General features: G+C 59.5%; 1 protein-coding gene. It reads right to left on the bottom strand.

Going from position 1 to position 407, the window contains the following annotated elements:
* A partial coding sequence (locus B5X72_RS03215) for a DUF11 domain-containing protein (protein ID WP_176146080.1) occupies positions 1-407 on the bottom strand: 407 nt, incomplete at both ends.

Raw genomic sequence — 407 nt, 5'->3', positions numbered from 1 at the left:
ATGGTTGCCGGCGCATCCGCATCCACGTCGGCCGTTACGCTCACCGTGATGGTACCCCCCACCGGAATCACCGCACCGGTGGTCACCGTGGCACTGTTGCCCGTGCCTGCTACAGTGCCGTTGCCGCTCGTCACGGTATAGCCCGTAATGGTCAGCCCTGCACTCGGGCGTTCGCCCAGACTGATTATTTTACCGCTTTGGATAGCTGACGGGCCATCATTGGTGATCGTCAGCATAAAGCTGATGCTTTCGCCCGCAGTTACCCGATCGGCGTCCGCCACCTTGGTGATGGACAGCGTCGACGCTCGGTCTACGTTGTAATCCGGCGTCGTATCCGTACCCTCAGGCGTGCTGTAATCGCCCGCAGGGTCTTCACTCCAGATATTAATCGTGTTGTTCACCACGTC

Origin of the sequence: Parapedobacter luteus (assembly GCF_900168055.1) — a bacterium.
Taxonomy (GTDB): Bacteria; Bacteroidota; Bacteroidia; order Sphingobacteriales; family Sphingobacteriaceae; genus Parapedobacter; species Parapedobacter luteus.
The sequence above is the reverse complement of the archived record's forward strand: the minus strand, read 5'-3'. Positions and strand labels throughout refer to the sequence as shown.